This window comes from Salmonella sp. SA14318 (assembly GCF_029866905.1).
Classification (GTDB): domain Bacteria; phylum Pseudomonadota; class Gammaproteobacteria; order Enterobacterales; family Enterobacteriaceae; genus Salmonella; species Salmonella enterica.
This window is the reverse complement of the sequence record NZ_CP123282.1, coordinates 2,152,604-2,169,818: the sequence shown is the minus strand read 5'-3', so window position 1 is coordinate 2,169,818 and position 17,215 is coordinate 2,152,604. Positions and strand designations below refer to the sequence as shown.

Here is a 17,215-nt window from a genome sequence, read left to right as displayed (position 1 = left end):
GCCTGTGCAGACAGGCGTAACCCTATTTTTCCCTTCTCTTTTCAGATTAATTTCTGCATCATGAATTGAAACCTTTTCTGACATTAAGGATGACAAACATGTCTGATATCGAAGCACAACGAATTGCCGCACGCATTGATACCGTGCTGGATATCCTTGTTGCTGGCGATTACCACTCGGCCATCAATAACCTTGAAATATTGAGAGCAGAGCTGTTAGATCAGGTTAAAGACGGTATCTCGCCATCCCAGGCTCCCGGGTCGCCCTGGGAAATCTGATAGCGATTATTTGTCCGGGATGGCCGTTAGCCCTTCCCGGCTCTCTGACTGTCTGTTGACTCCTCTTAACGTATAAAATTAATACTATGAACTCCCGACAACAATCAATTTTGCAAATGGTGGTTGATAAAGGCCAGATGAGCGTTGCTGAACTGGCGAAAATTACCGGCGTATCTGAAGTCACGATTCGTCAGGATCTGAATACCCTGGAAAAACAGAGCTATTTACGCCGTGCGCACGGTTTCGCCGTTTCGCTTGAGAGCGATGACGTAGAGACTCGCATGATGACGAACTACACGCTAAAACGCCGACTGGCGGAGTTCGCCGCCTCGCTGGTCAGTCCAGGGGAATCCGTTTTTATTGAAAATGGCAGTAGCAATGCGCTATTGGCCCGGACGCTGGCGGAACAAAAAGATGTCACGATCATCACCGTGAGCAGTTATATCGCGCATCTGCTCAAAGAAACCCCTTGCGAAGTCATTCTCCTCGGTGGAATCTATCAGAAAAAAAGTGAAAGCATGGTAGGGCCGTTGACGCGACAGTTTATCCATCAAGTGCATTTCAGCAAAGCATTTATCGGTATTGATGGCTGGCAGGCTGATACCGGCTTTACCGGACGCGATATGATGCGATCGGATGTGGTTAACGCTGTTCTGGAAAAAGGCTCAGAAGCGATTGTCCTCACCGACAGCTCCAAATTTGGCTGTGTGCATCCCTATCCCCTGGGCCCGCTCTCTCGCTTCCATCGTGTCATTACGGATTCCAAAATTTCCGCGAGCGATCAAATGCAGTTAGAGCATGCAGGGCTGCTAGTCAATGTTATTGGCTCATCCGTTTAAAATATTTCCCGATGGTTTGCCCTATGGCAAATCATCCTCTCTCTAAGACTTTTCTGACATCCCAATTAAGACTATTTACCTGTTGTAACGAGCGTAACGTCGTAAAATTAATATTAGCGAAATAACAGGAAGTGACTATCACCTGCGTGATATACCCCTGCGCAATCAGGTTTTACGGAAAATCTCTTAACAGGTTTTATTTTAACTATAGTTATAGTGAGCTTAATTCCGTGAATCGTTAATTCAGGAGAGAGTATTATGTTTATGACGAGCAAAAAAATGGCCGCTGCTGTGCTGGCAATCACCGTAGCAATGTCTCTGAGCGCCTGCTCAAACTGGTCCAAGCGCGATCGCAACACGGCTATTGGCGCAGGTGCGGGGGCGTTAGGCGGCGCAGTGTTAACGGACGGCAGTACATTAGGCACCCTGGGCGGCGCGGCAGTCGGCGGCGTGATTGGTCACCAGGTTGGAAAATAATCCAGACGTTTAAATATTGAACGGCTCAAAATAATACGTTTATTCTTTTCAGGTCTGGATTACAAAAATAGACAAAGTTGACTTTTACGCCACGGTAATTTACAACCGTGGCGTTTTCATTAGCCGCCAGCTAATTTTACTTTCATTCCTTTAGCTTCCAGCAATGATTTTATCAAGTCGCGTTTATCACCCTGAATTTCAATAATCCCTTCTTTTACTGCCCCGCCACAGCCGCATTTTTTCTTCAGTTCAGCCGCCAGTTTGGTTAATTCCGCATCATTCATCTCGATACCGGTAATCAAACATACGCCTTTACCCTTACGGCCACTGGTTTGACGCTGAATGCGAACGATACCATCCCCTTTGGGACGAACCGGCGCCGTTTTAGGTTCTTCAATGCGCCCCGTCTGTGTTGAATAAACCAGACGACTATTGGAATCGCTCATTATGCCTCCCGTTTCAGTGACGCGTTAATATCCTTCAGCGTTTGCGCCGGATCTACCGATTGCGTAACCGGGCGGCCAATCACCATATAGTCGACGCCGGCGGATAATGCCTGTTCGGGCGTCATAATGCGTCGCTGGTCGCCTGCCTCGCTGCCTGCGGGCCGAATGCCCGGCGTCACCAGCTTAAATGCAGCGCCAAAGACCTGTTTAAATCTGACCGCTTCCTGAGCGGAACAGACCACGCCATCCAGCCCGCATTGCTGCGTCAGGCGCGCCAGCCGCTCCGCATGTTCCGCCGGTGACAACGTCACGCCCAGATCGCGCAGATCGCTGGTTTCCATACTGGTCAACACGGTCACGGCAATGAGCAACGGCGCATCTTTACCGAATGGCGCCAGCGCGTCGCGCGCTGCTGCCATCATTCTCGCCCCGCCAGACGCGTGAACGTTTACCATCCAGACGCCCAGGTCTGCCGCTGCAGCGACTGCCCGAGCCGTGGTGTTGGGAATATCATGAAATTTTAGATCAAGAAAGACATCAAACCCACGTTGCTGGAGATCCCGAACGAGCTGTGGACCAAACAGCGTGAACATCTCTTTGCCCACTTTTAAGCGACAATCGCGAGGATCGATTTTATCGACAAACGCCAGGGCTTTATCGCGTTCATGGTAATCCAACGCCACAACGACAGGCGATTCAGTAATAGCGCAGGAAGAAGATGAAGCAGTAAACGTCATGACCAGACCTTCTTGATGATGGGCACCGGAAGTGGCGCAAATTGGATAAACGGCGTGCATTCTACCTGCGGCGCAGGGAAATTAACAGGTTCGATTGACAACCTGATAAGCCCTGGCCGCTGATGCCAGCGTCGTTTCTTGTCTTATGTCATTAAGTATGTTGTAACTAAAGTGAGGCTTTTTTTATATACTACTGCCCATCAAGTCCGCGAATAGGTTTAATGGTCGACCATGCCCGGCAGGACGGACAGTGCCAGTACAAGGTATAGGCGGTAAAACCGCATTTCTGACAACGATACCGCGGTTTACTGCGCACCTGCTCGCCAACCATATCACGCAGTACCATCAGGCTTTCTTTCGCTCGCCCTTCTTCCGCCTCATTGAGATGGTAATCCATCAGCTTATGGAACACCCGCATGGTAGGATGTCGCTGTAGCTGACGCGTGATATAGACTTGAGCTGCGTCACTACCTTCACGCGCTTCCAGAATATCGGCAAGCATTAACTCAGCGCCAGCACCGGTATTCTCCTCTACGGCGCGGCGTAAAAACTCCGCCCACTCGGCATTTTTACCGAGCTGTTGATAACAGGTTTGCAGCATCTCCAGCGTTTCGCTGACCAGCTCTTTATCCTGAACGATCACACGTTGCAAGCTTTCGACCGCTTTGGCGTAATCCCCTCTCGCCATATAAACGCGCCCCATCATGATAGACACCCGGGCGCTATTTTTATCTGCGGCGGCACCTTTTTTCAGCAACGCCATCGCGCGATCCATGTCGTCGTTGCCCATCTGCTGTAACGCTAACTCACAGTAAAAATGGGCGATTTCGATACGCTGTTTATCTTTGCCCAGTTTCACCAGCCGTTCTGCTACTTCGATCGCCTTTTGCCAGTCGCTGGTTAGCTGATAGATTTGCAAGAGCTGCTGTAACGCGCCTACGCGAAATTCCGTTTCGTCGGTAAGTTGGTTAAACATATCTTCCGCGCGGTCATATAAACCGGCGGCCATATAGTCGCGCCCCAGTTGCTGAACAGCCAGTAAACGCTGTTCATAGGTCAATGAAGCGCTTTCCATGAGCGTTTGATGAATACGAATGGCGCGATCGACTTCGCCGCGAGAGCGAAACAAATTACCGAGAGTGAGATGAGCCTCAACGGTGCCGGTATCCTCTTTAAGCATATCGAGGAACAGATCCACCGCTTTATCTTGTTGGTTACTCAGCAGGAAGTTAACCCCTGCGACATAATCGCGCGACAGGCGGTTAGCTTCATCCTGTTTTGTTTGTTGCGCACTTCTGCGACCCATATACCACCCATAGGCAGCGGCTACAGGCAACAGCAGAAATAACAACTCCAACATAAATGATTATTCCTTTACAACCGACGAATCGGCAGGGACCGCAACGTCGGTTGCTGGCGAGAGCTTGTTTTCCAGTCGTTTAATTTTACGTTCAGCACGGGCAAGGGAAACGCGGACCCGCAGCCAGAACAGGCCGCAAATCAGCCAGCCAATCGCAAAACCGACGGCGAACAACACAGCAAGCAACGTGGAGATACGATACTCCCCTTGCGCCAGCAGGTAGTTAAACGTCACCTGTTGATCATTCTGCGCGCCCAGCGTCACCGAAATAACAAAAATCGCCAATACCAGTAAGAAAATGAGTAAATATTTCACATTACTTCCCGTTATGTGGTTTGCGCGAATAAATCGTGTCCAACTTACCGCATCCAGCCTTCTAAATTACCATTTTCCCGCCTCGCGCGAAATGGAAATGCGCCCGCCATCAGATGATTTAAGGGCAATAGTCAGAAAATCAACCGTTGTCAGCTTTCCTGCTCGCGTTCAGCAATTTCTTGCGCTTCTTCACGAGGCGGCATAAGCGGCCCGCAAATTCGCTGCGCCAGCCAGGTCGCCAGGGTAACTAATAGCCAGGAGATAAGCGTGGCGACCACTAAATCTCGCGGCCAGTGCATTCCCAGAAGCAAACGGCTGCCCATTACGCCGGTCGCCCAAACTAACAAAAACGCGATGGTGAAAGTCCGTCTGCGCGGCCATAACAGACCCACGGCCAAAAGCGCCCAGCTCGCTGCAAACATGGTGTGTCCGGAGGGAAACGCAAAGCCCGTCTCTTTTTGCCAGTGCTGACGCAGGAAAACGGGGATGTTCTGTTGCCCGGCCAACTGCTCTTTCACTAAATGTCCGCGTTCTGTACGCTTTAAAGTGTAGAACTCATCGACGGGAATATGGTGCGTTTTTTCAAGCCAGACCACAAATGGCCGCGGCTCCTGTACGCGCTCCTTTACCCATGACTTCACGCCCTGCCCGACGATAATCGCCCCGCCGAGAATCGCAAACAGCATAATGGCGGCGCGCAGGCGAAATCGCAGGCACCATAAGAACCATCCACAAAGAATCACATGCGTGATAACGCCCCAGGGTTTGGTCACGGTTTCCGTTATCCAGAATAGCGTTTTTAGCCACCAGACCTGATGTCCTGGCTGCCACTGCCAGCCTGATACCCATACGGCAAGCGGCATGATAAGCAACAGGGCGGCTCCTGCCGCGGTGCGCTTCGCAATTGAAAGCATGGATGCTCCTTTTATAAGTAAGTATCACAATCATAACTGAAAATTCTCGCCGGACTGGAAAATTGACAAATTTGTGCCATTCCTGAGCAATTACGTGGTAGTGATTAGGTGATGTCCGCCGCCTTATGGCAAAATAGCGGGATACAAGCCAACAGGCGACGACACCGCAGGCGTCAGCATAATCTGGAGAAATACATGCAGCTTAAACGTGTGGCAGAAGCCAAACTGCCAACCCCATTGGGTGACTTTCTGATGGTGGGATTTGAAGAACTGGCAACCGGACACGACCATGCCGCGCTGGTTTTTGGCGATATTTCAGGTAAAACGCCGGTACTGGCTCGCGTTCATTCCGAATGTCTTACCGGGGACGCGCTTTTTAGTCTGCGCTGTGATTGTGGTTTTCAACTGGAAGCCGCGCTGACGCATATTGCGGAAGAAGGACGCGGTATTCTGATTTACCACCGTCAGGAAGGCCGCAATATCGGCCTGCTTAATAAAATTCGCGCTTATGCGTTACAGGATCAAGGCTATGACACGGTGGAGGCCAATCATCAGCTCGGCTTTGCCGCCGATGAGCGTGATTTCACCCTGTGCGCGGATATGTTCAAATTACTGGGCGTGGATGAAGTTCGCCTGCTGACCAATAATCCGAAGAAAGTCGAAATACTGACCGAGGCGGGAATTAATATCGTCGAACGCGTTCCGCTCATTGTGGGTCGTAATCCAAATAATGAGCATTATCTCGATACTAAAGCGGCCAAAATGGGCCACCTGCTAAGCAAGTAAGCCACCGGTATTAAAGCGCGGGCCTGCCTGTTTACGGCAGGCCCGATAAACGGCTTTAGTTCAGCATATTTCTAATGACATAGTGCAATATGCCGTCATTCTGGTAGTAAGTCAGCTCGGTGGCGGTATCAATGCGACAGCGGCAAGACACCGTTTCTTTGCTGCCGTCCGCTCTCGTTAACATAACCGGAATGGTCGCGCCAGGGCGCAGATTTTGCAGATCCGCGATATCAATCACCTCTTCCCCGGTCAGTCCCAGCGTTTTACGCGTTACGCCCTGTGGAAACTCCAGCGGCAGGATCCCCATCCCAATCAGGTTTGAGCGGTGGATACGTTCGAACGACTCGGCGATCACCACGCGAATACCTAACAGCCGCGGACCTTTTGCCGCCCAGTCACGGCTCGATCCCGACCCATACTCTTTCCCGGCAATTACCGCCAGCGGCGTTTTTTCCTGCTGGTAGAGCATCGCGGCATCATAAATCGACATCGCTTCCGTACCCGGCAAATGCCGCGTCATCCCACCTTCGACGCCGGGCAGCATTTCGTTGCGAATACGAATATTGGCGAACGTACCGCGCATCATCACTTCATGGTTGCCGCGCCGTGATCCATAGGAGTTAAAATCCTTCCGCTCAACGCCGTGGTTTTGCAGATAGCGTCCGGCGGGACTGTCCGGCTTGATACTGCCGGCCGGAGAAATATGGTCGGTCGTTACCGAATCCCCCAGCATCGCCAGGATACGCGCGCCGTGGATATCTTTGACTGGCGCAGGCTGGGCCTGCATTTCATCAAAGAAAGGCGACAGGCGAATATAGGTTGAATCCGACTGCCAGCCGTAGGTATCGGACGATTCAACCTGAATCGATTTCCATTCTTCCGTGCCCTCAAACACTTCCGCATACTCTTTACGGAACATATCCGATGATACCAGTTCAACGGCGCGGGCAATTTCCTGCGCTGAAGGCCAGATATCCTTCAGATATACCGGATCGCCTTTACGATCGTACCCCAGCGGGTCTGTCGCGAGGTTAATATTCATGTTTCCGGACAGCGCATACGCGACCACCAGCGGCGGCGACGCCAGCCAGTTCGTTTTCACCAGCGGATGGATACGCCCTTCAAAATTTCGGTTACCGGAAAGCACGGCCCCTACCGTCAGATCGCCTTTTTTAATCGCGGTCTCAATAGGCTCAGGCAACGGACCGGAGTTCCCGATACAGGTCGTACAGCCATAACCGACCAGGTTAAAACCGAGCTCATCCAGATAAGGCGTAAGTTTGGCCTGCGCCAGATAGTCAGATACCACTTTTGACCCCGGCGCCAGAGAAGCCTTGACCCACGGTTTACGCTTCAACCCCAGCGTTACTGCTTTTTTCGCCAGTAATCCCGCCGCCATCAGCACGCTGGGATTCGAGGTATTCGTACAGGAGGTGATGGCGGCAATGACGACAGCGCCATCCGGAAGCTGATATGGCTGTCCGTTCATCGTATAGTCAACCGGCTGGCGATCTTTTTGCGCGGTATTCAGCTCCAGCTCGGCGCTGGCGGCAAAGGCTTTCGGCACATCGCCTAACGCCACGCGATCCTGCGGGCGTTTCGGCCCGGCCAGACTGGCCTCGACATCGCCCATATCCAGTTCCAGCGTACTGGTAAATACCGGTTCGTCTCCGGGATTACGCCACATTCCCTGCGCCTTCGCGTAGGCTTCAACCAGCTCGACCAGATCGTCGCTACGTCCGCTTAATCGCATATATTCCAGGGTGATGGCGTCAATGGGGAAAAAACCACAGGTGGCGCCATATTCCGGCGACATATTAGCGATGGTCGCGCGATCCGCCAACGGCAGCGAATCCAGACCATCACCATAAAATTCAACAAATTTACCCACGACGCCATGCTTACGCAGCATTTGCGTGACGGTGAGCACCAGGTCAGTGGCAGTGATCCCCTCCCGAAGCTTACCGGTTAACTTAAAGCCGACGACATCCGGGATAAGCATCGACACGGGCTGACCAAGCATCGCCGCTTCCGCTTCAATACCACCCACACCCCACCCCAATACGCCCAGACCATTAATCATGGTCGTATGGGAGTCAGTCCCCACCAGCGAGTCCGGGTAAGCAATCCACTCCCCGTCCTGTAATTCGCTCCAGACGGCTTTACCCAGGTATTCCAGGTTAACCTGATGGCAAATGCCGGTTCCGGGCGGCACCACGCTGAAACGACTGAATGCCTGCTTTCCCCATTTCAGGAACATATAACGCTCATGGTTACGTTCCATTTCCAGCCGCACGTTTTCTTCAAACGCATCGTCATCGCCGAAATGATCGACCGTCACAGAGTGGTCAATAACCAGATCAACCGGCGATAACGGGTTTACTTTCGACGTATCGCCGCCGAGGCGTTTAACGGCTTCACGCATCGCCGCCAGGTCGACAACGGCAGGCACGCCGGTAAAGTCCTGCATCAGGACACGGGCGGGCCGCCAGGCAATTTCACGATCGGCATGGGCATTTTTAAGCCAACCGGCCAGCGCCTGAATATCTTCATCAGTCACAGATTCGCCGTCCTGCCAGCGCAACAGGTTTTCCAGTAACACTTTAAGTGATTTGGGCAAACGGGCGATATCGCCCAGGGATTTGGCAGCCAGCGGCAGACTGTAGTAATGATACGTTTTATCTTTGGCCTGCAATGTATCCTTACTGGCTTCTCGTAGGGTTGACGACATAGCTCCTCCTTAAATGACAGGGTTGCGTTACCCTGATTCTCCACAGGGTTGTATTAAAGATAACACAAACAAAATGTAACGTTTTGATAACAACCCAAATTGCTAAAAGAGGAGAAACCTAACAGGCGAGGAGCGAAGATGAAAAAGCCCGATAAATAGCGCATTATCGGGCTTTGACGAGATTAGACGGCAATCCAGATTAACTCGGCCCAGAACAGTAGCGATAATATAAACGCGCCAGTCCATGACCAATACTTTATATTTGACGTTAACATAGGCGACACCAACTGTGTTTAATCAATACTGAGAGGCGCTCAGCACACGGTTGCTGCGGTGTAATAAGACAGCGTTAATAAAACAGTAACGCCAATAAAAAGACGGATATTATTTTTGTGACACCTCATCAGCAAAAGCATCAATAAATGCCCGCTGCTGCGGTGTGAGCGTCCAGTGGTGCGGAACTGACCGGAAAACGGTCGTATCCGGGGTGTTATCATCGTCACAAGATTGAATCGGGGGCGCGACCACGCGCTCGCATTCCGACGTAATGCTCACTTAGCCCCACCAATGCCAGATAACAAGCGCTACCACTACCCAGAACAACGCAGAACCCACAAAAACCGCCAACCATGCTTTACGTTTGAGCTCAGGGTCGCGGCGCGGTTCCTGGTTTTCAGAAGGCATTACTAACCTCATGCTATCGGTATCACTTATCATTTCAGCACCAAACAATCGGTACAATTAATCATCAGATGAGACAAATCCTAAATAAACTTTAGTCAAAAATCCAGTCAATTTACGAATCGTTGCCAGTGAATAAATCAATCTTTTGACTCAAGATAACTATTTGGAAAAAGAAACTGGCGGGACGGGTAATTCAACACTATTTTGCTGATCATTACCCGTAATACTTCGAGGGATATTGCAAAAGGCGGCTTTGTCTGCCATGCCACTACGGCGCAAACCGACGATGCTATTACTTTTCAGGCAGCTTTATATCCTGAAACATCGCTTCAATTTCTTCATTAGAACGCAACGCCACCGCCGTATCCACCACATCACGCGTCAGATGCGGCGCAAAACGCTGGATAAAATCATACATATAGCTGCGTAAAAAAGTACTACGGCGAAAACCAATTTTTGTGGTGCTGTGGCTAAAAATATCGTGCGCGTCAATCCGCACTAAATCAGGATCGGCAAGCGGATCGACCGCCATGCTGGCAATGACGCCAACGCCCAGCCCCAACCTGACATAGGTTTTAATCACATCCGCATCGGTTGCAGTAAAGACGATCCGCGGCGTTAATCCTGCGCGATTAAAAGCGGTATCCAGTTCGGAACGCCCGGTAAAGCCGAAGGTATACGTCACCAGCGGATACTGCGCCAGCGCTTCAATCGTTACGGAAGACATTGCCGCCAATGGATGATCCGGCGTCACCACTATCGAACGGTTCCAGTGATAGCATGGCAACATCACCAGATCGTCATATAAATGCAGCGCTTCCGTGGCAATCGCGAAATCGGCGTTCCCTTTCGATACCGCTTCCGCAATCTGCGTTGGCGACCCCTGGTGCATATGCAGCGAAACGCGCGGATAACGCTCGATGAAGCCTTTAATCACGCCTGGCAATGCGTAACGCGCCTGAGTATGAGTAGTGGCAATATAGAGCGAGCCTTTATCCGGCCAGGTGTGCTCGCCGGCGACCGACTTAATGGCATCGACTTTGGAAAGCACCTCACGCGCAATACGAATAATCTCCTGACCTGCGGGCGTCACCTGAGTCAGATGCTTACCGCTGCGGGCGAAAATCTGGATGCCAAGCTCATCTTCCAGCATCCTAACCTGCTTGCTGATCCCCGGCTGGGAAGTATACAACCCCTCAGCGGTAGAGGAGACGTTAAGGTTATGATTAACCACTTCAACAATGTAACGAAGCTGCTGCAATTTCATAATACATCATCCAGATTAGCGCCATCAGGCCATCGTTTATCTGCAGACATCATTGGGCTGCTAATACGATTTAATAATAAAAAAGGTGTTAACTATAACCACTATATCATTTATATCTGAACTGTATAGCCAGCGCGATAAAATAATAAGCCCGCTATACCCAAAATAATTCGAGTGATTAAAGGCAACAAGCGAGTGAGTTCCCAGGAGCATAGATAACCAGGTGACTGGGGTGAGCGACAAATCTGCCGGGAGCAGATTTGAACGTCGCGTGCGACGGCCCGTCAGGGCGAGGCCCATAGATGGGCCGAGTAATCCGTAGCCAACACATAAGCCACTTGAAATATGAAGGGGATATAAAAAAGGGCCGCTTACGCGGCCCGCTTGACTACAGTGGCGACAGGCAGGGGTTATTTCTTACCTTCAGCCCACTTGCCGTCGACGAAGAACGCTGACCATCCCGTCGCCTTCCCGTCTTTTTCCGCCGCAACGTACTGCTGTTTTGTTTTGCGGCTAAAGCGAACAACGGTTTTATTGCCTTCCGGATCCTGCTGCGGCGCATCCGCCAGATAACGCAGTTTTTCCGGCAGGCGATCGCGGAACCGGTAAAGCTCCTCGACTAATGGCGCGCGCGTTTCGCGTGATTTCGGGAACGTATTGGCCGCCAGGAATATCCCTGCGGCGCCATCGCGCAGCACAAAGTACGCGTCCGATTTTTCACACGGCAGTTCCGGCAATGGAACAGGATCTTCCTTCGGCGGCGCAACTTCGCCGTTACGCAAGATCTTACGGGTATTTTTACATTCGTCGTTAGTACAGGCCATGTACTTACCAAAACGCCCCATTTTCAGGTGCATTTCGGAACCACATTTCTCACACTCAACGATCGGGCCGTCATACCCTTTGATGCGGAACTCGCCTTCTTCAATCTCGTAGCCGTCACAGGTCGGGTTATTACCACACACATGCAATTTACGCTTCGGATCGATCAGATAGCTGTCCATCGCCGTACCGCACTTCTGACAGCGACGCTTGGCGCGCAGGGCGTTGGTTTCGGCGTCGTCGCCTTCCAGCACGTTCAGAACTTCATTTTCCGGCACCAGGTTAATGGTCGTTTTACAACGCTCTTTCGGCGAAAGCGCATAACCTGAACAACCAAGGAAAACGCCCGTACTGGCAGTACGAATTCCCATTTTACGGCCACAGGTTGGACAGTTGATGCTGGTCAGCACCATCTGGTTAGGACGCATCCCCCCTTCTTCCGGATCTTTCTCGGCTTTATCGAGCTGCTGAGTAAAATCGCTGAAGAAGTTATCCAGTACCGCTTTCCACTCGGCCTGGTGATTTGCAACCTGATCCAGACTATCTTCCATCTGCGCGGTAAAATCGTAGTTCATCAATTCGCGGAAGTTTTCTTCCAGCCGATCGGTGACGATTTCACCCATTTTTTCCGCATAGAAACGACGGTTTTCAACGCGAACATAGCCGCGATCCTGAATGGTCGAGATAATCGACGCATAGGTAGACGGACGACCAATACCGCGCTTCTCAAGCTCTTTAACCAGAGAAGCCTCGCTAAAACGGGCTGGCGGTTTAGTAAAGTGCTGAGCAGGCGTCAATTCAAGTAGCGTCAGCGCATCGCCCTTATTCACGGCAGGCAATGTGCGATCTTCATCGCCTTTACGCAGCGCCGGCATCACTTTTGTCCAGCCGTCAAAGCGCAAAATACGCCCACGCGCTTTCAGGCGGAACTCGCCTGCGCCAACGGTAAGCGTAGTGGAGTCATATTGTGCTGGCGTCATCTGACAGGCGACAAACTGACGCCAAATTAGCTGATACAACTTCTGCGCGTCAGCCTCCATGTCTTTCAGCGACTCCGCCATGACAGCAACGTCGGAAGGACGGATCGCTTCGTGCGCTTCCTGAGAGTTTTCTTTGCTGGCGTACTGGTTCGGGTTATCCGGCAGGTATTTCTTGCCGAAATTATCGCCAATATAACCGCGCACCATGTTGACCGCATCCTGACTCAGGTTGGTGGAGTCTGTACGCATATAGGTGATGTAGCCCGCCTCATACAGACGCTGCGCCATCATCATGGTTTTCTTCACGCCAAAGCCCAGCCGGGTGCTGGCCGCCTGTTGTAGCGTGGAGGTGATAAACGGCGCGCCAGGTTTGCTGCTGGTCGGTTTGTCTTCACGCTCCAGTACGCTATAGCGCGCTTTTTCCAGCAAACTGACGGCGGCAAGCGTCTGCTCGCGATTTACCGGCCGGAATGGCTTGTCGTTCTGATGCGTCACCTGTAGCGGTAGCGCCTCGCCAGACGGCGTCGTCGTATTAGCGTCAATTTCCCAGAACTCTTCCGGAACAAACGCTTTAATCTCGCGCTCGCGCTCAACGACCAGACGGACCGCGACAGACTGAACGCGACCTGCCGACAAACCACGGGCGATCTTTTTCCACAGCAGCGGCGAGACCATATAGCCTACCACGCGGTCCATAAAGCGGCGTGCTTGCTGGGCGTTGACCCTGTTAATATTCAGCTCGCCCGGCTGTTCAAACGCCTGGCGAATGGCATTTTTGGTTATTTCGTTAAAGACTACGCGACTGTAGCGCGCGTCATCGCCGCCGATCACTTCCCGCAGGTGCCATGCAATGGCTTCCCCTTCGCGGTCAAGGTCGGTTGCGAGATAGATGTGGTCGGCTTTTTCCGCCAACTGTTTCAGTTCAGAGACGACCTTCTCTTTACCGGGCAGCACTTCATAGTGCGCATCCCAGTTGTGCCACGGGTCAACCCCCATACGGTTGACGAGAGCGCCACGTTCATCCTTTTTGGGCTTTTTAGCCGTTTTGGTGGAGGTAGAGTCGGCGCTCTTTTTAGCTGCTGAGCCACTGGTCGGCAAATCACGGATATGACCCACGCTGGATTTCACCACGTAGTCATTACCCAGATACTTGTTGATCGTTTTGGCTTTTGCCGGGGACTCAACGATGACAAGAGCTTTACCCATATTCACCTTTACCTAAGTTGATTCTTCCAGGAATGCGTCGCACGTTGATTCACCTTCCACTGGCGACGAGACAACGATATATGGTCTCTGCGTCTGCGGATATCAACCCCTTGTACTGGCTTTGTGTACGAAATGTAACCCTCAGGTGACTGAGTTAACAGGCTTTTTTGCACACACGCGCTATAGCACGACGGAATTTTGGTCGAATGTCAAGCAATTCTGTTGCCAGATTGACGAAAGCGTCACACTGTACCTGATAAAATTCGATACGCAACTTTATTAGCATGCAAAAACAAATCTTGCCAGTGAACGCAACATGACAAATCCATCAATTTCCTGTGAGAATATTTGCCCATCAGAAGTGCTCAGCGTAGACTAATCTCCTTGTTTAAGGAGTAAAAAATGCATAAAGAGACGCAACCTATCGATCGCGAAACACTGTTGCTTGAAGCCAACAAAATTATTCGGGAACATGAAGACACGATGGCAGGTATTGTCGCCACCGGCGTAACGCAGAGAAATGGCGTGCTGGTTTTCAGCGGCGATTACTTTTTAGACGAGCAAGGGTTACCGACCCCTAAAAGCACCGCGGTGTTTAACATGTTTAAACACCTGGCGCATGTGCTGTCTGAGAAGTATCACCTGGTGGATTAATCCATGCCGGATGGCGCTGAATGCCATCCGGCAATAGCGGTTTACATCAACGGTTTTTGTCCACGCTGCCACCAGCGCAGCAGCAGCCGATCCGCGCTTTCCGCCGCGCTGCCGGTAACACGATCGATCAGTTTTTTACGCTGCATATAGCGCACATTCAGCACCTCACGCCCTTCCATCAGGCCGAGGATAACCTCATCGCTGGTGTTAATCTCATCAACCAGTCCTTTCTCCAGCGCCTGCTGACCGTACCAGTGTTCGCCCGTGGCGACCTGTTCAATGTCCAGAGCCGGACGCATCCGCTGCACAAACTCTTTGAACAGATGGTGCGTTTCGTTGAGATCTTCACGAAACTTCTGCCGCCCTTCTTCCGTATTCTCGCCTAACAAGGTCAGGGTACGTTTGTACTGCCCTGCGGTATGCAGTTCAATATCAATGTCTTTACTTTTGAGAAAGCGGTTAAAGTTCGGGATTTGCGCGACAACACCAATTGACCCCACAATAGCGAACGGCGCCGCGATAATTTTTTCCGCCACGCAGGCCATCATGTAGCCTCCGCTTGCCGCGACTTTATCCACCGTCACGGTCAGCGGAATATTTTTATCGCGCAGGCGCTGCAATTGCGATGCCGCCAGGCCATAGCCATGCACAACGCCACCGGGGCTTTCCAGACGCACAACCGCCCGATCGCCGGGTTTCGCCACTGCCAGCACCGCCGTGACCTCTTCGCGTAACGCATTAACTTCGTGAGCATCCATACTGCCTTTGAAATCTATCACCCATACACGCGGTTTGTCCGATGTCGCAATGTCCCCCAGCTTCGCTTTTGCTTTGGCGGCTTTCGCCTCCTGCTTATGCTTTTTTTTCTGCGCTTTATGCCACAGTTTTTGCTGATGGCCATCCATCAACGCCGCAGCAAGGTCATCCTTCATCTCCTGATACTGCTCGCTCAAATTGGTCACGCGCAGCTCGCCGCGCTGACGTTTGCGTTGCGTAGCATTCACGATCAGCAGCACAATGACGGCAATGGCCACCACAACGGTGACGATTTTTGCCAAAAATAAGCCATATTCAGACAACAATTCCACGACTCCCACCTTGATTAAATAACGCGACTTGCGCTCAGTGTACAACAGGCATCGAAGTCAGTCTCTCTTCATCCGTATGCCTGTTGAGGAAGAAAAAGTATGACAAGACGTTCATTTTACGGCGTTATCGCCCCTGTCTGATTGAAAAAAAAGGCGCTTTCAGGCATAAACCCGAAAAGTTAACGCGAAGATAAGACAACCTGGCAGGACGGTGCACCACACCGTTGAGGAGTAGCCATGCATTACCAACCGAAACAAGATCTATTGCAAAACCGCATTATTCTGGTCACTGGCGCCAGCGATGGCATTGGGCGGGAAGCCGCGCTCACGTATGCGCGTTACGGCGCAACGGTGATTCTGCTGGGACGCAACGAAGAGAAACTGCGTCGGGTCGCGCAGCACATTGCTGACGAGCAACATGTTCAACCACAGTGGTTTACGCTCGATCTGCTGACCTGCACCGCTGAAGAGTGCCGGCAAGTGGCCGACCGCATCGCCGCGCACTATCCCCGCCTGGATGGCGTCCTGCACAATGCCGGGTTACTGGGGGAAATCGGTCCAATGAGCGAACAAGATCCGCAGATCTGGCAGGATGTCATGCAGGTAAACGTTAACGCCACCTTTATGCTCACCCAGGCGCTGTTACCGTTATTGCTGAAGTCCGATGCCGGCTCGCTGGTCTTTACGTCATCAAGCGTTGGCCGTCAGGGACGCGCCAACTGGGGCGCCTATGCCACCTCGAAGTTTGCTACTGAAGGAATGATGCAGGTGCTGGCGGACGAATACCAGAATCGTTCTCTGCGTGTTAACTGCATTAACCCGGGCGGCACGCGCACCAGTATGCGCGCCAGCGCCTTTCCGACGGAAGATCCACAGAAATTAAAAACGCCTGCCGATATTATGCCGCTTTACCTGTGGCTTATGGGCGACGACAGTCGCCGTAAAACCGGTATGACCTTTGACGCCCAACCGGGCCGTAAACCAGGAATCGCCCAATGAGTGATGAACGTTATCAGCAGCGCCAGCAGAAGGTAAAAGATCGGGTTGACGCCCGTGTCGCCCAGGCACAGGAAGAGCGCGGTATTATTATCGTGTTTACTGGCAATGGTAAGGGCAAAACCACGGCGGCTTTCGGGACTGCCGCCCGCGCCGTAGGACACGGTAAAAACGTAGGCGTGGTGCAATTTATTAAGGGCACCTGGCCCAACGGCGAGCGTAATCTGCTGGAACCGCATGGCGTCGAATTTCAGGTGATGGCAACGGGATTTACCTGGGAGACGCAAAATCGCGAGGCAGACACCGCAGCATGTATGGCCGTTTGGCAGTATGGGAAACGGATGCTGGCCGATCCGCTGCTTGATATGGTGGTCCTGGATGAGCTGACCTATATGGTGGCGTATGACTATTTGCCGCTGGAAGAGGTCATAAGCGCGCTAAACGCGCGCCCTGGTCACCAGACGGTGATTATTACAGGGCGCGGCTGTCACCGGGATATTCTTGATCTTGCGGATACCGTCAGCGAACTGCGTCCGGTTAAACATGCTTTCGACGTGGGCGTAAAAGCCCAGATGGGAATTGATTATTAACCGTAGGCCGGATTAAGGCGTTTGCGCCGCCATCCGGCACAAACC

Annotated in this window: 18 protein-coding genes; 7 read left to right on the top strand and 11 right to left on the bottom strand. The window is 51.9% G+C overall.

The genetic code is table 11. The features are described 5' to 3' along the window. The first annotated feature begins 98 nt into the window (after positions 1-98). The 3 genes from QEN32_RS10390 to osmB all read left to right on the top strand — a co-directional run bounded on the left by QEN32_RS10390 (position 99) and on the right by osmB (position 1,594). Complete coding sequence (locus QEN32_RS10390) at positions 99-278, top strand: hypothetical protein (RefSeq protein WP_001279854.1); 180 nt, start codon at positions 99-101, stop codon at positions 276-278. An 86-nt stretch (positions 279-364) separates the two neighbouring features. After that, on the top strand, positions 365-1,117 hold the full coding sequence (locus tag QEN32_RS10385; RefSeq protein ID WP_001088593.1) for a DNA-binding transcriptional regulator YciT: 753 nt from the start codon (positions 365-367) through the stop codon (positions 1,115-1,117). Between the two features lie 258 nt (positions 1,118-1,375). Beyond that, positions 1,376-1,594 (top strand): osmotically-inducible lipoprotein OsmB, encoded by a 219-nt coding sequence (gene osmB, locus QEN32_RS10380; protein ID WP_000481166.1) that lies wholly within the window; start codon positions 1,376-1,378, stop codon positions 1,592-1,594. A 119-nt stretch (positions 1,595-1,713) separates the two neighbouring features. On the opposite strand, the gene yciH is transcribed toward osmB, so the two are convergent. The 5 genes from yciH to pgpB all read right to left on the bottom strand — a co-directional run bounded on the left by yciH (position 1,714) and on the right by pgpB (position 5,366). Beyond that, positions 1,714-2,040: a stress response translation initiation inhibitor YciH gene (gene yciH / locus QEN32_RS10375; protein ID WP_001285199.1), complete on the bottom strand. Its 327-nt coding sequence runs from the start codon at positions 2,038-2,040 to the stop codon at positions 1,714-1,716. Further along, positions 2,040-2,777 carry an orotidine-5'-phosphate decarboxylase gene (gene pyrF, locus QEN32_RS10370; RefSeq protein WP_001529407.1) on the bottom strand — a complete coding sequence of 246 codons (738 nt, stop codon included), beginning with the start codon at positions 2,775-2,777 and terminating at the stop codon, positions 2,040-2,042. Before pyrF ends, yciH begins: the two co-directional genes overlap by 1 nt. 190 nt (positions 2,778-2,967) lie before the next feature. Next, complete coding sequence (lapB, locus tag QEN32_RS10365; RefSeq protein WP_000891378.1) at positions 2,968-4,137, bottom strand: lipopolysaccharide assembly protein LapB; 1,170 nt, start codon at positions 4,135-4,137, stop codon at positions 2,968-2,970. A 6-nt stretch (positions 4,138-4,143) separates the two neighbouring features. Next, entirely contained in the window at positions 4,144-4,452 is a 309-nt protein-coding gene (locus tag QEN32_RS10360) for a LapA family protein (RefSeq protein ID WP_000876301.1), read from the bottom strand. Positions 4,453-4,601: 149 nt separating this feature from the next. Then, the gene (gene pgpB, locus QEN32_RS10355) at positions 4,602-5,366 is read right to left on the bottom strand and encodes a phosphatidylglycerophosphatase B (protein WP_000948636.1); all 765 of its coding nucleotides are present in this window, start codon (positions 5,364-5,366) and stop codon (positions 4,602-4,604) included. 195 nt (positions 5,367-5,561) lie between these two features. On the opposite strand from pgpB, the gene ribA reads away from it, so the two are divergent. Next, positions 5,562-6,152, top strand: coding sequence for a GTP cyclohydrolase II (gene ribA, locus QEN32_RS10350; RefSeq protein WP_001176284.1), 591 nt, complete (start codon positions 5,562-5,564; stop codon positions 6,150-6,152). 55 nt (positions 6,153-6,207) lie between these two features. Here the strand turns inward: ribA and acnA are convergent, their stop codons facing one another. From acnA to topA, 5 genes are all read right to left on the bottom strand, one after another. Then, on the bottom strand, positions 6,208-8,883 hold the full coding sequence (acnA, locus tag QEN32_RS10345) for an aconitate hydratase AcnA (RefSeq protein ID WP_265322085.1): 2,676 nt from the start codon (positions 8,881-8,883) through the stop codon (positions 6,208-6,210). 182 nt (positions 8,884-9,065) lie between these two features. Then, positions 9,066-9,158 (bottom strand): small membrane protein YmiC, encoded by a 93-nt coding sequence (gene ymiC, locus QEN32_RS10340; RefSeq protein ID WP_223148964.1) that lies wholly within the window; start codon positions 9,156-9,158, stop codon positions 9,066-9,068. A gap of 280 nt (positions 9,159-9,438) precedes the next feature. Next, positions 9,439-9,579: a YmiA family putative membrane protein gene (locus tag QEN32_RS10335; RefSeq protein WP_213083417.1), complete on the bottom strand. Its 141-nt coding sequence runs from the start codon at positions 9,577-9,579 to the stop codon at positions 9,439-9,441. Positions 9,580-9,859: 280 nt separating this feature from the next. After that, positions 9,860-10,834 carry an HTH-type transcriptional regulator CysB gene (gene cysB, locus QEN32_RS10330; RefSeq protein ID WP_023232099.1) on the bottom strand — a complete coding sequence of 325 codons (975 nt, stop codon included), beginning with the start codon at positions 10,832-10,834 and terminating at the stop codon, positions 9,860-9,862. Positions 10,835-11,244: 410 nt separating this feature from the next. Beyond that, on the bottom strand, positions 11,245-13,842 hold the full coding sequence (topA, locus tag QEN32_RS10325) for a type I DNA topoisomerase (RefSeq protein ID WP_265322084.1): 2,598 nt from the start codon (positions 13,840-13,842) through the stop codon (positions 11,245-11,247). Between the two features lie 402 nt (positions 13,843-14,244). Between topA and QEN32_RS10320 the strand changes: the two genes are divergently transcribed. Next, a complete protein-coding gene (locus QEN32_RS10320; RefSeq protein ID WP_000548616.1) occupies positions 14,245-14,496 on the top strand; it encodes a YciN family protein in 252 nt (83 codons plus the stop codon). Between the two features lie 41 nt (positions 14,497-14,537). On the opposite strand, the gene sohB is transcribed toward QEN32_RS10320, so the two are convergent. Next, the gene (gene sohB, locus QEN32_RS10315; protein WP_000422082.1) at positions 14,538-15,584 is read right to left on the bottom strand and encodes a protease SohB; all 1,047 of its coding nucleotides are present in this window, start codon (positions 15,582-15,584) and stop codon (positions 14,538-14,540) included. Positions 15,585-15,821: 237 nt separating this feature from the next. Between sohB and QEN32_RS10310 the strand changes: the two genes are divergently transcribed. Beyond that, a complete protein-coding gene (locus tag QEN32_RS10310; RefSeq protein ID WP_000559310.1) occupies positions 15,822-16,583 on the top strand; it encodes a YciK family oxidoreductase in 762 nt (253 codons plus the stop codon). Then, positions 16,580-17,170: a cob(I)yrinic acid a,c-diamide adenosyltransferase gene (gene cobO / locus QEN32_RS10305; RefSeq protein WP_265322082.1), complete on the top strand. Its 591-nt coding sequence runs from the start codon at positions 16,580-16,582 to the stop codon at positions 17,168-17,170. Before QEN32_RS10310 ends, cobO begins: the two co-directional genes overlap by 4 nt. The last annotated feature ends 45 nt before the right edge of the window (positions 17,171-17,215 follow it).

Coding starts and splice junctions, on each gene's coding strand:
- osmB (WP_000481166.1), top strand. CDS start 1,376: ATGTTTATGACGAGCAAAAAAATGGCCGCTGCTGTGCTGGCAATCACC.
- lapB (WP_000891378.1), bottom strand. CDS start 4,137: ATGTTGGAGTTGTTATTTCTGCTGTTGCCTGTAGCCGCTGCCTATGGG.
- topA (WP_265322084.1), bottom strand. CDS start 13,842: ATGGGTAAAGCTCTTGTCATCGTTGAGTCCCCGGCAAAAGCCAAAACG.
- QEN32_RS10335 (WP_213083417.1), bottom strand. CDS start 9,579: ATGAGGTTAGTAATGCCTTCTGAAAACCAGGAACCGCGCCGCGACCCT.
- cysB (WP_023232099.1), bottom strand. CDS start 10,834: ATGAAATTGCAGCAGCTTCGTTACATTGTTGAAGTGGTTAATCATAAC.
- pgpB (WP_000948636.1), bottom strand. CDS start 5,366: ATGCTTTCAATTGCGAAGCGCACCGCGGCAGGAGCCGCCCTGTTGCTT.
- ymiC (WP_223148964.1), bottom strand. CDS start 9,158: ATGTTAACGTCAAATATAAAGTATTGGTCATGGACTGGCGCGTTTATA.
- QEN32_RS10390 (WP_001279854.1), top strand. CDS start 99: ATGTCTGATATCGAAGCACAACGAATTGCCGCACGCATTGATACCGTG.
- QEN32_RS10310 (WP_000559310.1), top strand. CDS start 15,822: ATGCATTACCAACCGAAACAAGATCTATTGCAAAACCGCATTATTCTG.
- yciH (WP_001285199.1), bottom strand. CDS start 2,040: ATGAGCGATTCCAATAGTCGTCTGGTTTATTCAACACAGACGGGGCGC.
- ribA (WP_001176284.1), top strand. CDS start 5,562: ATGCAGCTTAAACGTGTGGCAGAAGCCAAACTGCCAACCCCATTGGGT.
- pyrF (WP_001529407.1), bottom strand. CDS start 2,777: ATGACGTTTACTGCTTCATCTTCTTCCTGCGCTATTACTGAATCGCCT.
- QEN32_RS10320 (WP_000548616.1), top strand. CDS start 14,245: ATGCATAAAGAGACGCAACCTATCGATCGCGAAACACTGTTGCTTGAA.
- cobO (WP_265322082.1), top strand. CDS start 16,580: ATGAGTGATGAACGTTATCAGCAGCGCCAGCAGAAGGTAAAAGATCGG.
- QEN32_RS10385 (WP_001088593.1), top strand. CDS start 365: ATGAACTCCCGACAACAATCAATTTTGCAAATGGTGGTTGATAAAGGC.
- acnA (WP_265322085.1), bottom strand. CDS start 8,883: ATGTCGTCAACCCTACGAGAAGCCAGTAAGGATACATTGCAGGCCAAA.